This is a genomic window from Streptomyces sp. NPDC058880, from assembly GCF_042742535.1.
Classification (GTDB): Bacteria; Actinomycetota; Actinomycetes; order Streptomycetales; family Streptomycetaceae; genus Streptomyces.
Genome location: NZ_JBHYMC010000035.1, coordinates 1 through 15,355, shown reverse-complemented (window position 1 = coordinate 15,355; position 15,355 = coordinate 1). Strand labels below are relative to the sequence as shown.

Genomic DNA, 15,355 nt, shown 5'->3' with positions numbered 1-15,355 from the left:
CCGGGGCACGCGGGGCGAACGCCTTCCTCCCCTTCCCCGTTCCTCGCGAGGGCCGGAGGGCCTCAGGCGGCGCCCTCGCGGGGGCCGCCCCGCCGGACGGCCGCCTCTTGCCGCGGCGGCTCGTCCCGTTGCGCCGGTCGTGCCGGTCGTGCGGGTGGTGCGGGTCGCGCCGGTCCAAGGGCCGGACTCTCCGCCGCCGGGTCGACGGCCGGCGGGTCCTCGGCCTCCGGAGTGTCGACCTCGGCCGGCCCGGGGCCTTCGGAAGCCGGGCCGGCCGAGGCCGGTTCCGCCCGCGCCGGAGCCGCCACGGCAGGCGGGGCGGCGCGCTCCAGGAAGCGCAGCAGCTCCACCGGGAACGGCAGGACCAGCGTGGAGTTCTTCTCGGCGGCGACCGCGACGACCGTGTGCAGCAGGCGCAGCTGGAGCGCCGCCGGCTGCTCCGACATCACCTCCGCTGCCTCGGCGAGCTTGTGCGAGGCCTGCAGTTCGGCGTCCGCGTTGATCACGCGGGCCCGGCGCTCACGGTCGGCCTCCGCCTGCCGCGCCATCGACCGCTTCATCGTCTCCGGCAGCGACACGTCCTTGATCTCGACCCGGTCGATCTGCACCCCCCAGCCCACCGCCGGGCTGTCGATCATCAGCTCCAGGCCCTGGTTGAGCATCTCCCGGTTGGAGAGCAGGTCGTCCAGGTCGGACTTTCCGATGATCGACCGCAGTGAGGTCTGGGCCATCTGGGACACGGCGAAGCGGTAGTCCTCCACCGTCACGACCGCGCTCGCCGGGTCCACGACCTTGAAGTACACGACCGCGTCCACCCGCACGGTGACGTTGTCCCGGGTGATGCCCTCCTGTGCGGGCACCGGCAGCGTCACGATCTGCATGTTCACCTTGCGGAGCCGGTCGATCACGGGAACGATCACCGTGAAGCCGGGAGGTCGTACCTGCTCCCGTAGCCGGCCGAAGCGGAACACCAGGCCCCGCTCGTACTGCTTCACCACGCGGGCCGCCGCACCCAGGTAGACGGCGGCGCCCACGCCTGCGGCGACCACCGCTGTCAGCAGTTCCTCGACCATGACGGCCCCCTGCCGGACATATCGCTCTCTTTACGGTATGCCCAAAGAGGTCTCCGGCTACAACCAGGCGGCGAACTCCAGCAGCAGTTCCGCGTCCCGGCGCCGTCCGGCGGCCAGGGCGCGGTGGCCCGATTCCACGGCCCGGAAGAGCGTCCAGCCCCGCAGCCGGTCCCGGTCCACGTCCAGCGCGTCCGCCAGCTTGTTCACCCGGCGCCGGGCTCCCGCTGCTCCGGCGGAGGAGGCGACCTGGTCCTCCAGCCGGTCCCTGACCAGCCGCGCCAGGTCGTACGCCCGCTCGCCGACCAGCGGGTCGGGGCCCACCGCCAGCCACGGCGCCCGCTCGCCCGCCAGGACCTTGCCCTGCCGGAAGTTCCCGTGCAGCAGCAGTTCCTCCGGCGGGGCCGCCACCAGCTCCTCCCGCAGGGCCAGGGCGGCGTCGGCGAGTGCGCGGGCCTCCGCCGGGGCCTCCCGCAGGGCCTGCGACTGCCGCGCGGTGCGTTCGGCCACCGACTCCCAGCCGTGCCCGGCGGGCGGCGCCACCCACAGCCGGCGCAGCGTGCCGGTCGCCTCCAGCTGGGCCTTCGCCTCCGGCAGGGACCGCAGCGACACCTCCGCGTGCAGCCGCTCCAGCAGCAGGGCCCCGTCGTCCTGGTGGTGGCGGGTGTCGAGGACGCGTACGGCGCCGAAACCGCCCCAGTGCGCCAGCGCGGCCAGCTCCCGGTCGGGCCGGGCGTGCGGGGGCGCCAGCTTCAGGGCGGCCGGGGTCCCGTCCGGGTAGGCGACGAGGACGACCAGACTGCTGCGGCCGCCCGGGGCCTGCACCCGCTGGGCCCGTACCCCCCGCCGGGAGAGCGCGGCCTCGGTGAGCCCGGGCAGCCGCCCCAGCCAGTCCGTGTCCTGCGCCGTCTCCGGCGTCTCGCCGAGCGCCCGTACAAGCCGCTGCGGCGGTTCGAAAGCCATGCGTGCGGGGTCCCTTTCAGCTGGTGAGGGCTCGCTCTGCGCGTTCCGCGAGCCCAGGGAAGGCTACGCCGACACCGCGCCAGCGTGCCGCGCGGACCGCCGCGCCGCTCAACGCGTCGGCCGCCTCGCGGCGCAGCGGGCCTTCCGCAGCCCGCACCAGATCGGAGTACGCGCCGGCCACCCGGTCCTCGATCACCGCGGCCAGCCGCTCGGCGTCGGCGGGATCGCGCACCTCGAACGGTAGGGCGTACGCGGCCTCCGAGGGTCGGGGCGCACCGCCCAGCTCGCGCACGGTCCGGGCCAGCGCGTCACGCCGCGCGAGGTGGTCGCCGTACGCCTCCCGGGCCTCCGTGGCCCGGGCGCCGGCGGTCCGCGCGCCGATCACCCCATAGCCGTACGCGGCCGCGTGCTCGGCGGCGAGGGCCGCCTGGGCGGCCTCCAGGGCGGGTCCGGTGGGGGAGGGTCCGGTGGGGGAGGGTCCGTGCTTCACGGTGTGGCTCCGGGGTCCGAGGTCAGCAGGTGGACGTGCACGGCGCCGCAGGCGGCCACCGAGGCCAGCAGCCGGGCCAGCTCGCCGGGCGCCCCGGCCAGGTCGATGGTCCGTGTCTCGGACAGGCTCCGCTCGGTGTCGGCGAGCGCGGTCAGGGCCTCGGCGGGCTTCGCGGGCACCGGCCCACCCCCTGCCGCGGGCGCGGCGGCCCCCGTACCGCCGGACGGCGACGCAGAGGGGGACGGCGATCCCGCCCCTGCGGGGGAGAGGGCGGACGCGTGCGCGGCGACGGCGGCGCGCAGCGGAGCGAGCCGCGCGGTCAGGTCCGGATGGACGGCGGCGGTGGCGTCGTAACGTTCCAGCAACCGGGCGCTGTCACGAACGGCCGCCTCCCGCATCCGCCGCTCGAGTGAAACGGCGGGATCGGCGACCGCCGGGCGGCCGTCGGTGCACCCGGTCAGCAGCGCGGCACCCGCCGCGCCGGCGGCACCGGCGAGCAGGCTCCTGCGCGAAGGTCTGGAATGCGGAGTCCAGGGCACGGCGACGTCCTCGTGGTGTGGGGCGGGGCAGGGTGTGATCACGGTACCCGGGGCCCTCCGCACAGGGCGGACGGCAACACCCTCCGACACCGGATACCCTTTGACCTGACACACGACGGAAACCACAACAGCACACGCGGCCGAGGAGTCACCCGGATGAGCACCACCCAGAGCGACAGGCTGCGCGGACTGCTGGAGCCGCTCGTCGCCGCCAAGGGCCTGGACCTCGAAGAGATCGAGCTGTCGCGCGCGGGCAGGCGCCGGATGCTGCGGATCATCGTGGACTCCGACGAGGGCGTGGAGCTGGACGCGTGTGCCGAGCTGAGCCGTGAGGTCTCCGACAGTCTCGACGCATCCGACGTGATGGGCGAGGACGAGTACGTCCTCGAGGTGAGCTCCCCGGGCGCGGACCGTCCCCTGACCGAGCACCGCCACTACGTACGGGCCATCGGCCGCCTCGTGAAGTTCCAGCTGTCCGCCGAGGACGGCAAGGGCGCCGGCGAACTGGTCGCCCGGATCCTCGACGTCGACGACGAGGGCATGGACCTCGAAGTACCGGGCGTGAAGGGCCGCAAGGCGACCGCCCGCCGCATTGCTTTCACCGACATCGCCAGGGCGCGTGTCGAGATCGAGTTCAACCGCAAGGACAAGAAGGAAGAGGAGGCGTAGCCGTGGACATCGACATGAGTGCCCTGCGGGGTCTGGTCCGGGAGAAGGAGATCTCCTTCGACCTGCTCGTCGAGGCGATCGAGTCGGCCCTCCTCATCGCGTACCACCGCACCGAGGGGAGCTTCCGCCGCGCCCGCGTCGTGCTGGACCGCACCAACGGTCACGTGGTCGTGTGGGCGACGGAAGACCCGAGGGACCTCGAAGAGGGGCAGGAACCCAAGGAGTTCGACGACACGCCGTCGGACTTCGGCCGCATCGCCGCGACGACCGCGAAGCAGGTGATCCTCCAGCGTCTGCGCGACGCCGAGGACGACCTGACCTTCGGCGAGTTCGCCGGCCGTGAGGGCGACGTCATCACCGGCGTCGTGCAGCAGGGCAAGGACCCCAAGAACGTCCTCGTCGACATCGGCAAGCTGGAGGCCATCCTGCCGGTGCAGGAGCAGGTCCCCGGTGAGGAGTACCCGCACGGTCTGCGCCTGAAGGCGTACGTCGTGCGCGTGGCGAAGGGTGTCCGCGGTCCGTCCGTGACCCTCTCGCGCACCCACCCGAACCTGGTGAAGAAGCTGTTCTCGCTGGAGGTCCCGGAGATCGCCGACGGCAGCGTCGAGATCTCGGCGATCGCCCGTGAGGCCGGTCACCGCACCAAGATCGCCGTCCGGTCCACCCGTTCGGGCCTGAATCCCAAGGGTGCCTGCATCGGCCCGATGGGCAGCCGCGTGCGCAACGTGATGGCCGAACTGCACGGCGAGAAGATCGACATCGTCGACTGGTCGGACGACCCGGCGGAGATGGTCGCCAACGCGCTGTCACCCGCCCGGGTGAGCAAGGTCGAGGTCGTCGACTGGGACTCCCGCTCCGCCCGGGTGACCGTGCCCGATTACCAGCTGTCCCTGGCCATCGGCAAGGAGGGCCAGAACGCCCGCCTCGCCGCGCGGCTCACCGGCTGGCGCATCGACATCCGTCCCGACACCGAGGCGTCCCCGGATGCGGAGCGGGACCGGAGCGGGGAATAAACCGTTACCGGCCGGGGCTGTCCCGACGGTAGACAGGGTTCACACGGCCGCTGCCCGGGCAGCGGATCAGGACAACACAACGTCCGTTCGGTCTCTCCTCCGATACTTGTCGGGGGAGAGGTCGGTGCGGGGAGGTAGACTTAGGCGTGTCTGGCCGGACGCAAGCCCGCGCATGCCCCGAACGCACCTGTGTGGGGTGTCGGGAGCGAGCGGCCAAGAGCGATCTGCTGCGGATCGTGGCGATCGAGGACGAATGCGTCCCCGATCCTCGCGGTACGCTGCCCGGCCGGGGTGCGTACGTGCACCCTGCCGTGGTCTGTCTCGACCAGGCGGTCCGCCGACGCGCGTTCCCCCGGGCCCTCCGGTCCGCCGGAGCGCTCGACACGGCGAACCTGCGCAATGCCGTGGCCGGGAAAGCCGGGACCACAGCGTAGAGAAGTAGTACGGCACGGATACCCCGTGCGGTCAGGTACCTCGCGAGTTGGAAGTAGGTCGAGATTGCGATGAGCACTCGATGAGTACGCGATGAGTACGCCCATGAAGTAGCGACGGTCCGGCGTAACCCGGACCTAAAAGGAGCGAAGTGGCTAAGGTCCGGGTATACGAACTCGCCAAGGAGTTCGGGGTGGAGAGCAAGGTCGTCATGGCCAAGCTCCAAGAACTCGGTGAATTCGTCCGTTCGGCGTCCTCGACGATCGAGGCGCCGGTTGTACGCAAGTTGACTGACGCACTGCAGGGGCCCGGCGGCAACGCCGGCAAGTCCGCTGCGAAGCCCGGCGCGCCCCGCAAGGCCGCGCCCGCCAAGCCCGCAGCGCCGTCCCCGGCCGCTGCGGCACGTCCCGCTGCCCCGAAGCCCGGCGCACCGGCCCCCAAGCCGGCCGCTGCCGAGGCCCCGGCCGCAGCCCCCGTGACGCCCGCCTCCCCCGGCCCGCGTCCCGGCCCGAAGGCTCCGGCCGCCCCGAAGCCCGCTCCGGCGGCGCCCGTGGCGACCGAGTTCTCCGCGCCTCCGGCGGCTCCGGCCGCCCCGGCGCGTCCCGCCGCGGCCCCCGGTCCCCGTCCGGCGCAGCAGCGTCCGGCGGCCCCGGGTCAGGGCGGTGCCCGTCCCGGTGCCCCGCGCCCGTCCGGTGCCACCCCCGGTGCCCCGCGCCCCGGCGCGACCCCCGGCGGCCAGGCCCCGCGTCCGCAGGGCGCCCGTCCGGCCGGTCCCCGTCCGGGCAACAACCCGTTCACCTCTGGTGGCTCCACCGGTATGGCGCGCCCGCAGGCGCCCCGTCCGGCCGGCGGCCCGCGTCCCGGCGCCCCCGGCGCCGGCGGCCAGGGTGCTCCCCGTCCGCAGGGCGGCCCCGGCGGCGCTCCGCGTCCGCAGGGTCCCGGCGGCGCCCGTCCGACCCCGGGCGGCATGCCCCGCCCGCAGGGCGGCGCTCCGCGTCCGGCCCCCGGCGGCAACCGTCCGAACCCGGGCATGATGCCGCAGCGTCCCGCTGCCGGTGGTCCCGGTCCCCGTCCCGGCGGCGGCCCCGGTGGCCGTGGTCCCGGTGCGGGCGGTCCCCGTCCCGGCGGCGCCGGTCGTCCCGGCGGCGGCTTCGCCGGCCGTCCGGCCGGTCCCGGCTCGCGTCCCGCGGGCGGCGGCTTCGGCGGTCCCCGTCCGGGCGGCGGCTTCGGCGGTGGCCCGGCCGGCGCCGGCGGCGGCGGTCGTCCCGGCTTCGGCGGTCGTCCCGGCGGTCCCGGTGCCCGTGGCGGCACGCAGGGTGCCTTCGGCCGTCCCGGTGGTCCGGCCCGTCGAGGCCGCAAGTCGAAGCGTCAGAGGCGCCAGGAGTACGAGGCCATGCAGGCCCCGTCCGTGGGCGGCGTGATGCTGCCCCGCGGCAACGGCGAGACCGTTCGCCTGTCGCGCGGTGCGTCCCTGACCGACTTCGCGGAGAAGATCAACGCCAACCCGGCGTCGCTGGTCGCGGTCATGATGAACCTCGGCGAGATGGTCACTGCCACGCAGTCCGTCTCCGACGAGACCCTCCAGCTCCTCGCGGGCGAGATGAACTACGAGGTTCAGATCGTCAGCCCGGAGGAGGAGGACCGCGAGCTCCTGGAGACCTTCGACATCGAGTTCGGCGAGGACGAGGGCGGCGAGGAGTACCTGCTGCCGCGTCCGCCGGTCGTGACCGTCATGGGTCACGTCGACCACGGTAAGACCCGACTGCTCGACGCCATCCGCAAGACGAACGTCGTCGCGGGCGAGGCCGGCGGCATCACGCAGCACATCGGTGCGTACCAGGTCACCACCCAGGTCAACGACGAAGACCGCAAGATCACCTTCATCGACACCCCGGGTCACGAGGCGTTCACCGCCATGCGTGCCCGTGGTGCCAAGTCGACCGACATCGCGATCCTCGTGGTCGCGGCCAACGACGGCGTCATGCCGCAGACGATCGAGGCGCTCAACCACGCCAAGGCCGCCGGCGTCCCGATCGTGGTCGCGGTCAACAAGATCGACGTCGAGGGTGCCGACCCGACCAAGGTCCGCGGTCAGCTCACCGAGTTCGGTCTGGTCGCCGAGGAGTACGGCGGCGACACGATGTTCGTCGACATCTCCGCCAAGCAGGGTCTGCACATCGACTCCCTGCTGGAGGCCGTCGTCCTCACCGCCGACGCCTCGCTCGACCTGCGCGCCAACCCGGAGCAGGACGCTCAGGGTATTGCGATCGAGTCCCACCTCGACCGCGGCCGCGGTGCCGTCGCCACCGTCCTCGTCCAGCGCGGTACCCTCCGCGTCGGCGACACGATGGTCGTGGGCGACGCCTACGGCCGTGTGCGCGCCATGCTCGACGACAAGGGCAACAACGTCGAGGAAGCGGGTCCCTCGACCCCCGTCCTGGTCCTGGGTCTCACCAACGTCCCCGGCGCCGGCGACAACTTCCTCGTCGTCGACGAGGACCGCACGGCCCGCCAGATCGCCGAGAAGCGTGCTGCGCGCGAGCGCAACGCCAACTTCGCCAAGCGCGTGCGCCGTGTGTCCCTCGAGGACCTCGACTCCGTACTCAAGGCCGGTCTGGTCCAGGAACTCAACCTCATCATCAAGGGCGACGCGTCCGGTGCGGTCGAGGCCCTCGAGTCCTCGCTGCTCCAGCTCGACGTCGGTGAAGAGGTCGACATCCGGGTCCTGCACCGCGGTGTGGGTGCGGTCACCGAGTCCGACATCGCCCTGGCGATGGGCTCCGACGCCATCGTCATCGGCTACAACGTCCGTGCTGCCGGCCGCGCCGCGCAGATGGCGGACCGCGAGGGCGTCGACGTCCGCTACTACTCGGTGATCTACCAGGCCATCGAGGAGATCGAGGCGGCCCTGAAGGGTCTCCTCAAGCCGGAGTACGAAGAGGTCGAGCTCGGTACGGCGGAGGTCCGCGAGATCTTCCGCTCGTCCAAGCTGGGCAACATCGCCGGTGTCCTCATCCGGTCCGGCGAGGTCAAGCGCAACACCAAGGCGCGCCTGCTGCGCGATGGCAAGGTCATCGCGGAGAACCTCACCATCTCCGGTCTGCGCCGCTTCAAGGACGACGTCACCGAGATCCGCGAAGGCTTCGAGGGCGGTATCAACCTCGGCTCCTTCAACGACATCAAGGTCGACGACGTCATCGCGACGTACGAGATGCGCGAGAAGCCCCGCGCGTAAGCGCGAGGCGGTTCGCACCGTGTCGTAACGCGTAACACCGGGGCCGGTCGGCGGAATATCCGTCGATCGGCCCCGGCCGTTGCGTGTACGGTTCTGGTGACCCGGCCGCACGAGCGCCGGGTGATCCTGCCGGGCGACGGCCCGGCAGGCCATCGAACCCGCACCGGCGGGACATCCGGAACTGCATGTACGTGGGGACTCTGTCCTTCGACCTGCTCCTCGGCGACGTCCACTCGCTGAAGGAGAAACGCTCCGTCGTCCGGCCCATCGTCGCTGAGCTCCAGCGGAAGTTCTCCGTGAGCGCGGCAGAGGTGGGCGACCAGGATCTGCACCGCAGGACCCGCATAGGGGTCGCGCTGGTGAGTGGGGACGCGGGGTTCCTCTCGGACGTACTGGACCGCTGCGAGCGGCTGGTCGCGGCACGTCCCGAAGTGGAGCTGCTGTCCGTGCGACGGCGCCTCCACGGTGATGAAGACTGATTGCTTGTCTGCAAGAAAAGAAGGAGACGGACCAGTGGCCGACAATGCGCGGGCGAAGAAGCTGGCGGACCTCATCCGGGAGGTGGTGGCGGAGAAGCTGCAGCGCGGTGTCAAGGACCCCCGCCTCGGTACGCACGTGACCATCACGGACACCAGGGTCACCGGCGACCTGCGGGAGGCCACGGTCTTCTACACGGTCTACGGCGACGACGAGGACCGCGCCAGTGCGGCGGCGGGCCTGGAGAGCGCCAAGGGCGTTCTGCGCTCCGCGGTGGGCCGGGCGGCGGGGACCAAGTTCACGCCCACCCTGACCTTCGTGGCGGACGCCCTCCCGGAGAACGCCCGCACCATCGAGGACCTCCTCGACAAGGCGCGCGCCTCCGACGCCCAGGTGCGGGAGGTGTCCTCCGGCGCCCAGTACGCCGGCGACGCCGACCCGTACAAGAAGCCCGGCGAGGACGACGAGGACGCAGCCGCGGAATGAGCACCAATGCAGGGAAGACGCCTGGCGGTCCCTCCCGGCCCGAGGCCGGGGGCGGACTCGTCATCGTCGACAAGCCCGCAGGCTTCACCTCGCACGACGTGGTCGCCAAGATGCGCGGGATCGCCAAGACCCGCCGCGTCGGCCACGCCGGCACCCTCGACCCGATGGCGACCGGCGTCCTGGTCCTCGGCGTGGAGAAGGCCACCAAGCTCCTCGGCCACCTCGCGCTCACGGAGAAGGAGTACGTCGGCACCATCCGCCTGGGACAGAACACCCTGACGGACGACGCCGAGGGCGAGATCACCACCTCCACGGACGCCACCGCGGTCACCCGGGACGCCGTGGACGCGGGCGTCGCCAAGCTCTCGGGCGAGATCATGCAGGTCCCGTCCAAGGTCAGCGCCATCAAGATCAAGGGCGTGCGCTCCTACAAGCGCGCCCGCGACGGCGAGGACTTCGAGATCCCGGCCAGGCCGGTGACCATCTCGTCGTTCCAGGTGTACGACATGCGGGAGGCGGAGGCCGAGGACGGCACCAAGGTCGTCGACCTCGTCGTCTCCGTGGTCTGCTCCAGCGGGACGTACATCCGGGCCCTCGCCCGAGACCTCGGCGCCGACCTCGGGGTCGGCGGACACCTGACCGCGCTGCGCCGCACGCGGGTGGGCCCGTACAAGCTCGACCGCGCCCGGACCCTGGACCAGCTCCAGGAGGAGCTGACCGTCATGCCGATCGGGGAGGCGGCCGCGGCGGCCTTCCCGCGCTGGGACCTGGACACCCGGCGGGCGTCGCTGCTCGCCAACGGAGTGCGGATCGACATGCCGGAGGAGTACGGGGACGGCCGTACCGTCGCGGTCTTCGGACCGCAGGGGCAGCTCCTCGGGCTCGTCGAGAGCAAGAACGGGAAGGCGAAGTCCCTCGCGGTCTTCGTCTGATCCGTTGACGTGGAGCGGTGAGCGCACGTGCCGTGCCGCTCACCGCTCCACGACCCCCCTCGGGTAGGTCTCTATCCACCCGGACACCGCTATTCACCCGTCCGAGCAGGCGCTCGGAGTGAATGGAGGGAGCGTAAGGGGGCGCGTTCGCCGCACGTGCTTTCCTGCCGATCTTGACCTGCCTACCGTCGTGAGCACGGGGTGCAGCGGGGGAGCGGTGCGGGGAGTGGTGCGGCCATGGCGGAACTCGTCACGATCTGCGATCCGGCGGGGCGCGAACGAGGCAGCGGGTTCGTCGCGGACGACCGCGGGACGGTCGTCACCAGCCACGAGGCCGTCGACGGCCTGTCCCGGGTCATGGTGCGGGCCTCGGGGCGGACCTGGCTGGCCGACGCGGCCGACGTGACCGAACTGCCCGGCGTCGCCCTGGCCCTCATCCGCACGGACGGACTCGGGGTGCGGCCGCTGCCGGTGGCGCAGCGCGAGGCGATCGATCCGGGGATCTACGTACGGGTGCCGGCGCAAGGCTGGCGGCAGGCGCGGGTACTGGGCGGCGCTCAGGTCACCTACCCGGCGGCCGGCGGGCTGCGGGTGTACGCGGTGCCCCCCGGAGCGGCGGTGGAGCTGGCGATCGGCACCGACGGCCGCGACGCGCTCGCACAGGGCGGGGAGGCCTGCGGGGCGCCGGTCCTGGACGCCGTCACCGGGGCGGTGCTCGCGGTACTGGGCACCGCTCTGCGCGCGGAGCACCGCCGCGGAGGCTTCGCGGTGGCGCTGCGGGCCGCGGCCGGCACCGACCCGCGGGGCCCGTTGGCCGCGCTGCTGGAACGCAACGCGGCGGCCGTGCCGGGCCGCGGCGCCGACCTGAACCTCGCCGGGGCGCTGGAACTGACCGCGACCACCATGCGCTCCGCTCTCCTGCCCGACCCGCTGGTGGAGCGGCCCGGCATTGCCGCCGAACTGGAGGCCTTCACGACGGGGGACCGCCGGGTGCTGGGCCTCGTCGGGCACCCCGGCACGGGCCGCACCACGGAGCTGGCGGCGCTGGCCGCCCGCCGGGCGCGCGGCCCCCGACCCGCGCCCACGCTGTGGCTGCGCGGGGCGGACCTGCACCCCGACGACACCTCCCTGGCGGATGCGGCGGCACGCGCCCTCACGGCGGCGTCGCACGTCGCCGCCGAGGGTCCCGTCGACCGGGCCCCGGCCGCACCGGAGGGCGACGGCCCCGGGGCCCGGTACGAACGGTCCCGGTCGGGCGAGTGGCGCAGCCGGGCGGCGCCCGACCCGGTCGGGTCCACACCGGGCGAGTCCGGGGGCCGGCCGGTGCCCGGCCCCCGGGGATCCCCGCCCGACGGGTGGCACGGACGGCCGGTGTCCGGCTCCGGCGGGACCTCGGCCAACCGGTGGCAACCGGACTCCGGCCGCGCGGACACGGCGGGAGACGGCGCGGGTCCGGCGGGTCCGGACACCGGAGGGGAGAACGGGGACCCCGAGGGAGTCGCCGTGCGGCTCGCCGGGGTCGTCGCCCGCGCCGGTCGGCCCCTGCTCGTCGTGCTGGACGCGCCCGAGGAGATGCCGCACGGGCTCGCCCACCGGCTCGGGTCGTGGACCGAGGCCACCGACGCGTGGCTGAGCGGAACCGGGGCCCGCCTGGTCGTCGCCGCCCGCCCCGAGTACTGGGAGCGGGCCGGCGCCCTCCACCGGCCCGAGTCGCTGCACGTCCCGGCCCGGGCGGCCCGCCGACTGCCGCCCGCCCTCCTTCTCGGCGACCTCACCACCGCCGAGGCGGAGACCGCCCTGGCCCGCCTCGGCATCCCCGCCGACGCCGTCGGCGAGGCCGACGCCCGGCATCCGCTCACCCTGCACCTGCTCGCCGGGATTCGCGCCGCCGAGGTCACCGCTGGCCGCCCCGGCCGCGACGAGGTGTTCGCCGCCCACCTGGACCTGCTGTGCCTGCGCAGCGCGGTCCGCATCGCCGCCGCAGGCACCGACGCCGGGGGCGCCCGCGTGCACGGGCCCGGTGTCAGAAGGCTCGCCGCCCGCGTCGCCGGCCGTGTGCACGAAGCCGCCCGCCGCTGCCTGGGACCCGGGCGGGGGCAACTGGACCGCGACTCCTTCGAGGAACTGTTCCCGTGGCGCACCGGCTGGGCCTGCGCCGTCCTCGCCGAGGGCCTGCTGGAGCCCGCCGGGTCCGGCTACCGCTTCGCCCACGAGGAACTGTCCGACTGGATCCAGGCCTGCCACCTCGACGTCGCCACAGCGCTCGGTACCCTCGTCCACGGCCCCGCCCGGCCCGGGCCGGCCGTGCCCCGGCACCGTATCGGGCCCGTCCTGGAAGCCCTGCTCCGCCTTCCCCCGGACCGGCTGGGCGAGGAACTCACCCGGCTGGTCCGTGCCCTGGGCGGCTGCACCGACGTCCCGGCCGACGTCCCGGCCGACGGCGCCCGCGACGGTGACGCCGACCGCGCCTGGTGGGCCGACCGGCTGCTGCGCGAGACCTTGCTGCGCCTCCCCGACGCGAACCCCCACCTCGCCGTTCTGCACGCCCTCGCCGAGCACGTGGCCCGGGCCGGCCCGGGCGAGTACGACGGCTGGTTCTGGAACCGGCTCCGGCTGGCCGAGCCGGTCCGTCTCGACCTGCTGCGCCGCCTGCTGCCCGCGGACCCCGCCGAGGCGGTCCCCGGCGACCGCTACCTCGACGCCGTGGCCCGCCGACTGGTCCGGGATCCCCGGCGGACCCAGCCGCTGCTCTGCGCCTGGTTCGCCGACGGCCGCCGGCTGCGCGGACGCCCGGGGGCCACCGTCGCCACCGCCGCGCAGGCCCTGCTGCACACCCACCGCCACCTCGCCCCGGACGACCTCACCGAAGCGCTCGTCACCGCCGCGCACCCGCGCGCCGACGAGTTGCTCGCCGTACTCGCCGAGGAGGAGCCCTCCGCGCTGTGCCGGGCGGTGGACCGCTGGGCACACGACGAACGGCCCTCGCGCAGGGTCGCCGCAGCCGCCTACGGCCTCGCCACCGCCCCGCACGTCCGCACCCCCGCCGACCGGGAGCTGCTGCGCCGCGCGGCCCGGGCGCTACTCGCCCGCCCCGGTGACGCCACCCTGCACGGCAGTGCGCTCGCCGTGCTGCTGCGCGACCCGCAGGTGCGGGCCCGCTACCTGCCCGACGCCCTCGCGTCGTTCCGCGACCCCGAGCCCGGCTCCCGGCTGCCCGCAGCCGCGCTGGTCGCGGCCCTGCCTGTGCTGCCGGACCAGGACGCGGTACTCGCCGCCCTGCGGGACCGCGCCGACGGCGAGGTGCTGCGGTCCCTGGCCGAGCTGAACACGCCGGGGCTGGCCCGGCGCGCGGCCGAGCTCGTGAGGGAGCACCTGGCCCGTAGCCCCGGGGACGCGCCGCACGCCGCGGCGTTCGTGAACCGGCGGCTGGAGCAGGGGCCTGCAGCCGGCCCCGCGCTGCGCCCGCTCGTGCTGGACCTGCTGCGGACCGCGCCGGCCGGGGTGCGCGCGGAGCTCGCCGTCGTGCTGGGCGCGCCGGGCGGGGAGCACTCGCACGCGCTGCGCGGCGATCTGACCGCCGTACTGCTGCGGGAGGAGAAGGACCCGCGGGTGCTGGACGCCTTCCTCGGTGCGGTCGCGGCCGGTGCCGCGGTACGCCCGGAGGAACGCACGCGGGAACTGCTGCGGCGCACCGGGCGGCAGCTGCTGGGGGTTCCCGGCGGTCCGGCCGTCTTCGAGCGGCGCACGGTGGAGCTGGCCCTGGCCCAGCCGACCTTCGGGGAGCTCGTGGCCCGCTGGCTGGCCCAGGCGGCCACGGAGGCGGCGGCCCTGCTGGGGCCGGGTGCCCGCCGGGCGGTGGAGACGCTCGGCCGGGCCGCCGCGGATGTGACATGAGGACGGTCCGGCGGCCCCGCCGGGCCCGTCCGGCCCGGATGCCGATGCGTGGCACCGGCCCCCGGCATGGCAGTCTTAGACCTGCAATCGGCAATCAGTTCAAGGACCAACCGGGTTCGGGCGAGGAGCGGTCACAGTGCAGCGGTGGCGTGGCTTGGAGGACATCCCCCAGGACTGGGGACGCAGCGTCGTCACCATCGGCTCCTACGACGGCGTGCACCGGGGACATCAGCTGATCATCGGACGGGCCGTGGCCGCTGCGCGCGAGCTCGGCGTCCCGTCCGTCGTCGTCACCTTCGACCCGCACCCGAGCGAGGTCGTCCGCCCCGGCAGCCACCCGCCGATCCTGGCCCCCTACGACCGCCGCGCCGAGCTGATGGCCGGACTGGGCGTGGACGCGCTGCTGATCCTGCCGTTCACCGCGGAGTTCTCGCAGCTGTCCCCGGCCGACTTCATCGTGAAGGTGCTCGTCGACAAGCTGCACGCCCTGGCCGTGATCGAGGGCCCGAACTTCCGCTTCGGCCACCGGGCCGCAGGGAACGTCGACTTCCTGCGCGAGCTGGGTTCCACGTACGACTACCGGGTCGAGGTCGTCGACCTCGTGGAGCGCGGCGAGGCGGGCGGCGGCGTGCCCTTCTCGTCGACGCTGGCGCGCCGGCTGGTCGCCGAGGGCGACATGGACGGTGCGGCCGAGGTCCTGGGGCGTCCGCACCGGGTCGAGGGCGTGGTGGTGCGCGGAGCGCAGCGCGGGCGGGAACTCGGCTACCCGACGGCGAACGTGGAGACGCAGCCGCACACCGCGATCCCGGCTGACGGGGTCTACGCGGGCTGGCTGACGGCGGACGGCGAGCGGATGCCCGCGGCGATCTCGGTGGGGACGAACGTGCAGTTCGACGCGACCGAGCGGACGGTCGAGGCGTACGCGATCGACCGGGTCGGGTTGGACCTGTACGGAAAGCACGTGGCCGTCGACTTCCTCGCGTACGTGCGGGGGATGGCGAAGTTCGAGTCGCTGGACGGGCTGCTGGAGGCGATCGCCGACGACGTCAAGCGGGCACGGGTGCTGACCGACGCGTACGACATCAAGCGCTGACGCGTTGACGCCGCTACGGGCGAGGGCCCGTACCGCCACCTGTCCCGGGGCGGTACGGGCCC

13 protein-coding genes are annotated in these 15,355 nt (G+C 73.9%); 9 read left to right on the top strand and 4 right to left on the bottom strand.

Features of this window, described 5'->3' with window-relative positions; translation table 11 throughout:
- Positions 1-62 precede the first annotated feature (62 nt).
- The 4 genes from ACFW2G_RS20245 to ACFW2G_RS20230 are packed head-to-tail and all read right to left on the bottom strand — an operon-like array spanning position 63 to position 3,062.
- Positions 63-1,073: a slipin family protein gene (locus ACFW2G_RS20245; RefSeq protein ID WP_384583314.1), complete on the bottom strand. Its 1,011-nt coding sequence runs from the start codon at positions 1,071-1,073 to the stop codon at positions 63-65.
- A gap of 57 nt (positions 1,074-1,130) precedes the next feature.
- Positions 1,131-2,033 carry an aminoglycoside phosphotransferase family protein gene (locus ACFW2G_RS20240; RefSeq protein WP_384449884.1) on the bottom strand — a complete coding sequence of 301 codons (903 nt, stop codon included), beginning with the start codon at positions 2,031-2,033 and terminating at the stop codon, positions 1,131-1,133.
- A gap of 16 nt (positions 2,034-2,049) precedes the next feature.
- Positions 2,050-2,523, bottom strand: coding sequence for a ferritin-like domain-containing protein (locus ACFW2G_RS20235; RefSeq protein ID WP_384583317.1), 474 nt, complete (start codon positions 2,521-2,523; stop codon positions 2,050-2,052).
- Positions 2,520-3,062: a hypothetical protein gene (locus tag ACFW2G_RS20230; protein ID WP_384583320.1), complete on the bottom strand. Its 543-nt coding sequence runs from the start codon at positions 3,060-3,062 to the stop codon at positions 2,520-2,522. The genes ACFW2G_RS20235 and ACFW2G_RS20230 overlap by 4 nt, the downstream gene beginning before the upstream one ends.
- A 156-nt stretch (positions 3,063-3,218) precedes the next feature.
- Between ACFW2G_RS20230 and rimP the strand changes: the two genes are divergently transcribed.
- From rimP to ACFW2G_RS20185, 9 genes are all read left to right on the top strand, one after another.
- The gene (rimP, locus tag ACFW2G_RS20225; RefSeq protein WP_037928507.1) at positions 3,219-3,731 is read left to right on the top strand and encodes a ribosome maturation factor RimP; all 513 of its coding nucleotides are present in this window, start codon (positions 3,219-3,221) and stop codon (positions 3,729-3,731) included.
- Between the two features lie 2 nt (positions 3,732-3,733).
- Positions 3,734-4,744, top strand: coding sequence for a transcription termination factor NusA (nusA, locus tag ACFW2G_RS20220; protein ID WP_384449875.1), 1,011 nt, complete (start codon positions 3,734-3,736; stop codon positions 4,742-4,744).
- A gap of 146 nt (positions 4,745-4,890) precedes the next feature.
- On the top strand, positions 4,891-5,178 hold the full coding sequence (locus ACFW2G_RS20215) for a YlxR family protein (protein WP_030844383.1): 288 nt from the start codon (positions 4,891-4,893) through the stop codon (positions 5,176-5,178).
- A 149-nt stretch (positions 5,179-5,327) separates the two neighbouring features.
- Positions 5,328-8,411: a translation initiation factor IF-2 gene (gene infB, locus ACFW2G_RS20210; RefSeq protein ID WP_384449871.1), complete on the top strand. Its 3,084-nt coding sequence runs from the start codon at positions 5,328-5,330 to the stop codon at positions 8,409-8,411.
- A gap of 185 nt (positions 8,412-8,596) precedes the next feature.
- Positions 8,597-8,890, top strand: coding sequence for a DUF503 domain-containing protein (locus ACFW2G_RS20205; RefSeq protein ID WP_037928515.1), 294 nt, complete (start codon positions 8,597-8,599; stop codon positions 8,888-8,890).
- A 34-nt stretch (positions 8,891-8,924) separates the two neighbouring features.
- Entirely contained in the window at positions 8,925-9,374 is a 450-nt protein-coding gene (gene rbfA, locus ACFW2G_RS20200) for a 30S ribosome-binding factor RbfA (RefSeq protein WP_037928518.1), read from the top strand.
- Positions 9,371-10,306: a tRNA pseudouridine(55) synthase TruB gene (gene truB, locus ACFW2G_RS20195; protein WP_384583323.1), complete on the top strand. Its 936-nt coding sequence runs from the start codon at positions 9,371-9,373 to the stop codon at positions 10,304-10,306. Before rbfA ends, truB begins: the two co-directional genes overlap by 4 nt.
- 237 nt (positions 10,307-10,543) lie before the next feature.
- Positions 10,544-14,200: a serine protease gene (locus tag ACFW2G_RS20190; protein WP_384583326.1), complete on the top strand. Its 3,657-nt coding sequence runs from the start codon at positions 10,544-10,546 to the stop codon at positions 14,198-14,200.
- Between the two features lie 136 nt (positions 14,201-14,336).
- Complete coding sequence (locus tag ACFW2G_RS20185) at positions 14,337-15,293, top strand: bifunctional riboflavin kinase/FAD synthetase (protein WP_078557022.1); 957 nt, start codon at positions 14,337-14,339, stop codon at positions 15,291-15,293.
- Positions 15,294-15,355 lie beyond the last annotated feature (62 nt).

Coding starts and splice junctions, on each gene's coding strand:
- ACFW2G_RS20240 (WP_384449884.1), bottom strand. CDS start 2,033: ATGGCTTTCGAACCGCCGCAGCGGCTTGTACGGGCGCTCGGCGAGACG.
- ACFW2G_RS20245 (WP_384583314.1), bottom strand. CDS start 1,073: ATGGTCGAGGAACTGCTGACAGCGGTGGTCGCCGCAGGCGTGGGCGCC.
- ACFW2G_RS20205 (WP_037928515.1), top strand. CDS start 8,597: ATGTACGTGGGGACTCTGTCCTTCGACCTGCTCCTCGGCGACGTCCAC.
- ACFW2G_RS20190 (WP_384583326.1), top strand. CDS start 10,544: ATGGCGGAACTCGTCACGATCTGCGATCCGGCGGGGCGCGAACGAGGC.
- truB (WP_384583323.1), top strand. CDS start 9,371: ATGAGCACCAATGCAGGGAAGACGCCTGGCGGTCCCTCCCGGCCCGAG.
- rimP (WP_037928507.1), top strand. CDS start 3,219: ATGAGCACCACCCAGAGCGACAGGCTGCGCGGACTGCTGGAGCCGCTC.